This is a genomic window from Flavobacterium sp. (genome assembly GCF_044348915.1).
In the GTDB taxonomy this organism is placed as follows: domain Bacteria; phylum Bacteroidota; class Bacteroidia; order Flavobacteriales; family Flavobacteriaceae; genus Flavobacterium.
Genome location: NZ_JBIKRX010000105.1, coordinates 1 through 8,368 on the forward strand (window position 1 = coordinate 1; position 8,368 = coordinate 8,368).

Below are 8,368 nucleotides of genomic sequence, written 5' to 3' on the forward strand. Positions count from 1 at the left end.
ATTCAACCAAATCAAAGAGCAAATTGTTCTTTGGCTCGAATTTTTACTGCTTATTTTTGCAGATGTATTTTTGGTAAAAAATCTAAAAACTCAAAAAGTGGGTTCTTAAGGAATGACTAATTAAAAAACAAATGAATAAAATAGTAGTCAAACTTTTAGCTGAATTCAATTTTACCATAATCTTTTATTGTTTAAATTTTTCGTTTTTTCGCATAATTACCGCTAACGCGTGGGACTAAAGCAGGTTTGGAACTAAATTAAGCCCATTATTCGGATTTGCCAAATCATCCCAATCAGAAAACTAACCTTCTTTAAAGCAAAAAATCAATTTTGTAGTGATAGATTTGGCAGTGACAACTTATCAATCTTGTAACTTAATTGTTGACAAATTGTATTTCCAAACCAAATTAATAGCATCGATTCGATCGCTTTTCAATCCAACTAAAAAATTTTTATAATCGTTTCCATAAGCACGCTTACTCAATGCAAATAATAGTATTGTTGGTTTTCCTTTTGAATCCACAATCTTTTTATATCGGTAAGCATTCCATTCGACAATATCTCCGGCACTCAGCAAGAAATCAATCAAATATTCTCCTGTTTGTGAATTTGTCGTAATTTGATAATTACAAACTTGGTCTGTTTTTTTTCTTTCTTGTAACTCTGATTCTTTTAATCTAACAACATTTTCAATTGAAGCATCCACTGTTATTGCTTCTATCATTATCATGGTTTTAAAACTTTCTGGTTTTTCTCCTGCAGGTAAATACTCTTGCTTATAATAAACATCGTTTGGATGCGAACTCCAAGCTAATTTATAATTTGTATTTGAAAATGAAACTTCTGAAACCGAAAAATAATTTTTTAAATTCTGAGAACTTAGGTTTAAACCTAAAATCAAAAAAACACCTGTTAAAAAATTAATTTGTTGTGCTTTTTTCATATTTATACTTTTGTTGCTAACACTCTTTTTTACAACTATCAAACATTCATTTATACACCAAAATAAACATAGATTACTGAAAGACTATTACATTTATATTTTTCAAATATATTTATTTTTTCTTACAAATAACCTAAAAAGCGGTGGTGTTTTCTAACCTAAAAAGCTTTTGAAATTCGATTTCAAAAGGGATTTTTGGTTTATGTAACGTTTTGCTTCTTCGTGCTCTCTAGTGACCTAATCGAAGATAAGTTGATTGTATTAATACGTTCTCAGTCATTTTTTATTCGAGTGGAATGAAGCATTTGTAGTTTCCATCCGTTCGGTGTTGAAATTGCCGTTGCGCTTTCTAGCCAATGCGCTTTTCTGGTGATTGTGTTATCTGTTGAGAAGGTTGCATAATTGTGGTATGCGACCCAAGCCATTCCGTTTGCAACTTTAATTTCTATAATTTCAATCTTATTCTCTCGTTTTGGATTCGGCTTCCGAAGTTTAGCATTATCCAAATACTTTGCAATAGTATCGTTATTCCAAACTTCTCCGTGCTCCAAAAGCAGAAAGTCCTTTGTGTAGTATTTATCAATGTTTTTAGAGTTTAATTCAGACCATATTTCGTCAAAAGATTTAATAATTAATTCTTTTATCTGCAATTTGTCTGTTTCCATTGAGCTTTGTCCAAATGATGCCATTGTGATGCAAAGTATAAAAATTATAGTCGTACGTTTTTTCATTTTTTTTAATTAATGCTAAGGTTATTGTAGTAATTGAGGTTCGGGGTTATTTTAAAAACCAGTCCTCTTTTTTCAAACTATAAACATAATTTAGTTTTGGTTGTTCTCCAAAGTAAGTTATCTCTTCTTCTCCAATTTTAGTAGTTCCCAGTTTCTTAATTGATATCTGGGAACGGATATTGTCTGCGCCGATATGAAAATAAACCACGGATACAAATTGAAAAATATAATCCAACATTAATTTCTTTACGGAAAGATTTATTCCAGTTCCCCAACATTTTGCGGCATAAAAAGTGTACCCAATTAATATGCTTTTTTCCTGTTCGTTATAGTCATAAAAGCGAGTACTTCCTATTGCGCTATTGCTGGCTTTATCAACAATTTTAAATGCCCCCTTGCTTTGTATTGCTCCATCAAAAAAAGTGCTGAATACTTCTTTTTTCCAACGGTCTTTATTGGGGTGTTGTTCCCATATTTTTGGATCAGCCGAAACGGCATACAAGTCCTCAAAATCCTGTTCAAGCAAAGGATAAAGTAGTACTTTGTCATTCTCTAATGTCATTTGAATGGTAATATCCATTTCGGTTTTTATACTTAATGCTAAATTATATAGTATGCACAACAAAATCACACAAACCTGCCCACTTTTCGGTAGATATGTGCAACAAAAGTCACATTGTATTTCCTATCAAATATATAAATAATTCATTACAAACTATATCAAAGCATTACGCATTCCCAAAAAAAATCCCTAATGAAAAACTCAAAAGGGAATGACATACTTTATATTTCAGGAAAATTATTCTTTCTCTTCTTTCTCCACAGCATCCTTATAATCAGGATACAAAAACTTGTTATACGGAAAACGTGTGATGTGTATTTGTCGAACGGCTTCGTACACTCGTTCTCTGAATTCTTCGAAATTCTCTTTATTGGCAGCCGAAATAAACAAGGCGTTTTCTTCACCCACACGATCCATCCAGGTGTTTTTCCATTCTTCGAGGGTGAAATGTCTTGGTGTTTTCTCCGTGATTAAATCATCTTCGTCAATAGTTAAATGTTTGTAAGCATCGATTTTGTTGAAAACCATAATGACTGGTTTGTCTTTTGCCTTGATATCTGCCAAAGTTTGATTTACCGATGCGATATGATCTTCAAAATCCGGATGCGAAATATCGACCACATGCAACAGTAAATCGGCTTCGCGAACCTCATCGAGCGTACTTTTGAAGGAATCTACCAATTGAGTTGGTAGTTTTCTAATAAAACCCACCGTATCTGAAAGTAAAAAAGGCAAGTTTTTAATCACCACTTTTCGAACCGTGGTGTCCAAAGTGGCGAAAAGCTTATTCTCTACAAAAACATCACTTTTACCAATGGCATTCATCAAAGTCGATTTTCCTACATTGGTATATCCTACCAAAGCCACACGAACCATAGCGCCACGGTTGCCTCGTTGGGTTCCCATTTGCTTGTCGATGGCTTTTATTTTTTCTTTCAATAACGAAATTCGATCCCGAACAATACGTCGGTCGGTTTCGATCTCGGTTTCTCCCGGTCCACGCATTCCGATTCCCCCTTTTTGACGTTCTAAGTGTGTCCAAAGACCCGATAATCTGGGTAACAAATAAATACATTGCGCCAATTCGACCTGCGTTCTGGCATAGGAAGTTTCAGCTCTTTGGGCAAAAATATCCAGGATAAGATTGGTTCTGTCGAGGATTTTACAATCTATGATTTTGGAAATATTTTTTTGTTGCGAAGGTGTCAATTCATCATCAAAAACCAAACTCGAGATGTCATTTTCCTTTACAAAAAGATTGATTTCGTCTATTTTTCCTGTACCCAAAAACGTTTTTGGATTGGGTTTGTCCATTTTTTGCCAAAACCGTTTCACCACTTCTCCGCCAGCGGTAAAAGTCAAAAACTCCAATTCGTCCAGATATTCGTTGAGTTTATCTTCGCTTTGGTTTTGTGTAACGATACCAACAATGGCCGTTTTTTCAAAATTTATTATTTCTTTTTCTAACATATCTTTAAATAAGGGACAAATTTAATGATTTAAGAGGGACTTATAGACATTGCAGTGCAATCTATTTAGGGCAAGGAATCTTTAAAAATTTTTAGCCACAAATTACACGAATTAACACAAATTCATAAACAGTTAAAATTAATTCTCACGAATTTTCTTGTTTTGCTTGTAAATTCGTGTGATTTATGACTACACTAAATTTGTGTAAATTCGTGACTCGAGCGATAGCGAACTGGCGAAGCAAATTCGTGGCTGCCTGTTTTTTCTTTTATAATGCGTGTGCCTTGCGAAATCTATTCGAATGCTTTGACTCTTTTAACCAAAAAAGCAATTAAAAACCCAAACAGCCCGATAAAACCGAATGAAAATTGCAAACCAAATTGTTCGGAAATATGACCGATCACGGGTGGTCCCATCAAAAAACCAAGAAAACTTACGCTGGAAACAGCAGTCAACGCTTCACCAGTTGGAATTGTTGGATGTTTTCCCGCGATGCTATACAAGGTGGGAATAACGGTCGACACGCCTAAACCGACGATCATAAAAGCAATCGTACAGGGAATAATATAAGGAAAAAATACAGCCATAAATAAACCCGATGAAATCATCAAACCGCTGATTTGCATCACTGTTTTTCGACCAAATCTATCGATTAAATGACCTCCAAAAAATCGTCCGCTCGCCATCATAATCATAAAGGAAGTATAGCCCAAGACCACTAATGAATCAGGAGCTTTGACAATATCTTTGAAGTAAACACCACTCCAATCGAACATAATTCCTTCGCTCGCCATACTACAAAACCCAATAACTCCCAACAAAATCAAGGACATATCTGGTTTTCTGAATGTTTTTTTCTTTTCGGGACGTACTTTTTCTTTGGCTTTTATTAAATACTTGAAATTGATGACCACTAACACTACTACTACTGCAGCTACAATAACAAAGTGTATGTATGTCGTGATATTTAGTGCCAACATACCCAGTCCCACCAGGGCTCCGGTGAATCCTGCCAAACTCCACATGCCGTGAAAAGAAGACAAAATCGCTCTTCTGAAAAGACCTTCGGTATAGATTCCTTGTGTATTTACAGAGATATTTGCCAAATTACCAAAAATTCCGAAAGAGATCAACCCCAGAGCCAATTGCCAAGCATTTTGCGCCAAACCAATATTAGTCAAACTAAAGGCATACATCAAAATAGCAAATGGCAGAATGCGATCACTCCCAAAACGCGTTACTAATTTTCCCGAAAAAAACATCATCGTCAACTGTCCTATTGGCAATGCAAATAAAATGGTTCCCAATTCGCCATCACTCAAATTCAGCGCCGACTTAATCGCAGGAATACGGCTCGCCCAAGTGGCAAAAGACAAACCCATACCAAAATAAAACATAGCAACAGCCCAACGAATTCGGTTCAAATACGATTGCTTGGCGTCACGATACGTTTTCTTGTACTTGCCTTTGGCTTTGATACTGCCTATAAAATTGTAGTCTTCCAAATGAGTTGCTTTTTAAATTTGAATCTGCAAAAGTACAAAATCAATACTTTTCTATTGGCTATTTCCTTTATAAACCGAATAGTACAACGTTATTGTTTATAAATTGAGTTTGATTACTAATTTTTAACCACATAGGAAATTATTGAAAAATACAATTTACAAAGATTTTCATAGGTATTTTATTTACTCATAGCTATGACCCGAGCAAAGCGAACTGACTAAGTAAATCTATGATAAGCAGAGCGTCTTTCTATTAAAAAACAATAATTTTCCTATGTGGTTTAACCTTTTTAAATATTTATCGAGTTCAGGTTTATAAATTGATGGCTCTTTTTTGTTCACTGCTTTGAAAAGCGGCTTCAATAATTCGCATGACATTAACACCGTCTTGAGCAGTTACAGGCTCGGATTTTCCATTGGCAACCGCCTGATACACGCCTTCAAAAAAGTCGTAATAATTGCCTTGAAGCGTGGGTACTTTTTCTCTGGTAATTTTACCGTCGATTTCCGTGTGCAAGAGTCCTTCTTGACCTTCTTTTTCGGTTCCCCAAGTGGTTAAATTGGGTTTTTTACCTAGTTTCAATTCGTCTTCCTGCACATCGCCACGAGATTTTAGAAAAGACCCTTTCTTGCCGTGAACGACATACGAAGGATTGGGTTCTCTGACAAAAAAACCCGCTTTCAGTCGCACCCTCAAATCGGAATAATACAGCAAAATATCCAAATAATCATCGACCACCGAATGGGCTCTCGTGATTCGGATATCGGCGAAAACAGCCTTGGGAACGCCAAACAAATGCAGGGCTTGATCAATAATGTGTGGGCCCAAATCTTTCGCAATTCCAGAACCGGAATTGACGGTTTCCTTATGCACTTTTGGACTCAAAATAGGATTGTAACGGTCAAAATGGAACTCGGCCTCCACTATTTCGCCCAACAACTTGTCATCTAGAATTTTCTTCACGGTTTTGAATTCACTGTCCCATCTTCTGTTTTGAAAAACGGAAAGTTTCAAGCCTTTCTCTTTGGCCAAATCGGCTAATTCCTGTGCTTCGGCAACAGTTGAAGTGAATGCTTTTTCGACAATGGCGTGTTTTCCGGCCAGCAATACTTTTTTGGCATACTCAAAATGAGTGTCAATTGGCGTGTTGACGATAACCAGATCAATAGTTTTGTCTTCCAAAATCGATTCCAAATTGGGAAAACTCTTGACTTCGGGATAATCTTCTTGTATCAATTTTTTACTTCTTTCCCAAGCACCTAAAAGTTCAAAACCGGGATGAAGTTCTAGAAAGGGAGCATGAAAAACTTTTCCAGACATTCCGTACGACAAAAGTGCTGTTTTAATTTTTTGCATTTTGTTTATTTTAAAAGTTTGACACGAATTTGCTTCGCCTGTTCGACCCTTGGTCTCGGGTCACGAATTGGCACAAATTTATTTGTCTTATAATTTCACAAACTTTTGATGACATTTCCATATAATTCGTGAAAATTAGCGTAATTCGTGTTTAATTCTTAGCTCTTTCGTATTGTTTTGGCCATTGAATTTCAGCACCAAGTTCTTTGGCAAAATCTAATGGCAAATTTGGGTTTCTCAAAGATTCTCTGGCGAATAAAACTAAATCGGCTTTTCCTGTGGCGACAATTTCTTCCGCTTGAGTGGCTTCAGTGATTAAACCAACTGCTCCCGTTAAAATTCCGGTTTCTTTTTTGATGCTGCCGGCGAAAGGAACTTGATAATTGGGTCCCAACGGAATTTGCTGATGTGAAACTAATCCTCCAGAAGAAACGTCCATTAAATCTACGCCCTTTTCTTTCAAGATTTTCGAAAGTTGTATTGATTCCTCGATGTTCCATCCGCCATCCGCCCAGTCTGTAGCTGAGATTCTGACAAACAAAGGCAAATTGGTAGGCCATTCGGATTGCACCGCTTCGAGAACTTCGAGCATTAAACGAATCCTGTTTTCAAAACTTCCGCCATATTCATCTGTTCTGAAATTAGACAAAGGTGAAAAAAACTGATGCAATAAATAGCCGTGAGCCGCGTGAATTTCGACTAGCTCAAAACCGGCTTTAAAGGCTCTTTTGGTCGCCGATTTGAAATCAGAAATAACTTTTTGGATGCCCGTTTTATCTAAAGTACTTGGTGCTTCTTCATTGGAATGAAAAGGAATTGCAGATGGAGCGACCGTTTCCCAACCGCCATTCGATTCGTCCAACGGTTTATTTCCGTTCCACGGTTCTGAAACACTTGCTTTTCTTCCGGCGTGTGCCAATTGGATTCCGGGAATTGAATTTTGAGAAATAATAAAATGATTGATGACTTGCATTTTTTCAATCTGTTCGTCCTTCCAAAGTCCTAAATCTCCGGGAGAAATTCGGCCTTCAGGACAAACTGCTGTTGCTTCCTGAATAATTAAAGCTGCACCACCGCTGGCTCGGCTTCCTAAATGTACGAGATGCCAATCGTTGGCAAAACCGTCTTCTGAGGAGTATTGGCACATTGGCGAAATAGCGATTCTGTTTTTAAAAAGAAGACTTTTTATCTGAATGGATGAAAATAATTGTGATGACATTGTAGTAGTTTTAATTTGCAAAATAAACCTTTGCGGCCTTTGTTTTTGTAACAAATAGTAAAGTTACGCCACAAACAGCAAAGATGAAAAGGGAATAGGGCATTTATTAACAAATAATTATCGTCTGCCAAAAAGTAAACCTTTGGAAGTAAAACAGAAAACCTTACTTTTGTGCGCTATACAAATTAAATTAATAAGAGGATGAGATTGTATCGTTCCTCGCAATGACATATAAATGGAAATAGTTATCAAGCTTTCTCAATTTTTATTGAGCCTATCATTACTGATTATACTTCACGAACTGGGACATTTTATTCCTGCCAAAATATTTAAAACCCGAGTAGAAAAATTCTATTTATTTTTTGACGTAAAATATTCATTGCTTAAAAAGAAAATTGGCGAAACCGAATACGGAATTGGATGGTTGCCTCTTGGTGGCTATGTGAAAATTTCGGGAATGATTGACGAAAGTATGGACAAAGAGCAAATGGCTTTGCCTCCTCAACCTTGGGAATTTCGTTCTAAACCGGCTTGGCAACGATTGATTATTATGTTGGGTGGAGTTTTGGTGAATTTCGTCT

General features: G+C 36.3%; 8 protein-coding genes. 1 reads left to right on the top strand and 7 read right to left on the bottom strand.

Features of this window, described 5'->3' with window-relative positions:
* Window positions 1-361: 361 nt before the first annotated feature.
* From ACIQ1E_RS12865 to ACIQ1E_RS12895, 7 genes are all read right to left on the bottom strand, one after another.
* A complete protein-coding gene (locus ACIQ1E_RS12865) occupies window positions 362-943 on the bottom strand; it encodes a hypothetical protein (RefSeq protein WP_396171711.1) in 582 nt (193 codons plus the stop codon).
* Between the two features lie 272 nt (window positions 944-1,215).
* Window positions 1,216-1,674 (bottom strand): DUF4440 domain-containing protein, encoded by a 459-nt coding sequence (locus ACIQ1E_RS12870; RefSeq protein ID WP_396171712.1) that lies wholly within the window; start codon window positions 1,672-1,674, stop codon window positions 1,216-1,218.
* Window positions 1,675-1,720: 46 nt separating this feature from the next.
* Entirely contained in the window at window positions 1,721-2,254 is a 534-nt protein-coding gene (locus tag ACIQ1E_RS12875) for a GNAT family N-acetyltransferase (protein WP_396171713.1), read from the bottom strand.
* A 219-nt stretch (window positions 2,255-2,473) separates the two neighbouring features.
* A complete protein-coding gene (gene hflX / locus ACIQ1E_RS12880; protein WP_396171714.1) occupies window positions 2,474-3,706 on the bottom strand; it encodes a GTPase HflX in 1,233 nt (410 codons plus the stop codon).
* Between the two features lie 293 nt (window positions 3,707-3,999).
* Window positions 4,000-5,211, bottom strand: coding sequence for an MFS transporter (locus ACIQ1E_RS12885; RefSeq protein ID WP_396171715.1), 1,212 nt, complete (start codon window positions 5,209-5,211; stop codon window positions 4,000-4,002).
* Window positions 5,212-5,524: 313 nt separating this feature from the next.
* Window positions 5,525-6,568, bottom strand: coding sequence for a Gfo/Idh/MocA family oxidoreductase (locus ACIQ1E_RS12890; RefSeq protein WP_396171716.1), 1,044 nt, complete (start codon window positions 6,566-6,568; stop codon window positions 5,525-5,527).
* A gap of 151 nt (window positions 6,569-6,719) precedes the next feature.
* Window positions 6,720-7,787 (bottom strand): NADH:flavin oxidoreductase/NADH oxidase, encoded by a 1,068-nt coding sequence (locus ACIQ1E_RS12895; protein ID WP_396171717.1) that lies wholly within the window; start codon window positions 7,785-7,787, stop codon window positions 6,720-6,722.
* A 235-nt stretch (window positions 7,788-8,022) separates the two neighbouring features.
* Between ACIQ1E_RS12895 and ACIQ1E_RS12900 the strand changes: the two genes are divergently transcribed.
* Window positions 8,023-8,368: site-2 protease family protein (locus ACIQ1E_RS12900; RefSeq protein ID WP_396171718.1), on the top strand; the 346-nt coding region annotated here is incomplete at its 3' end.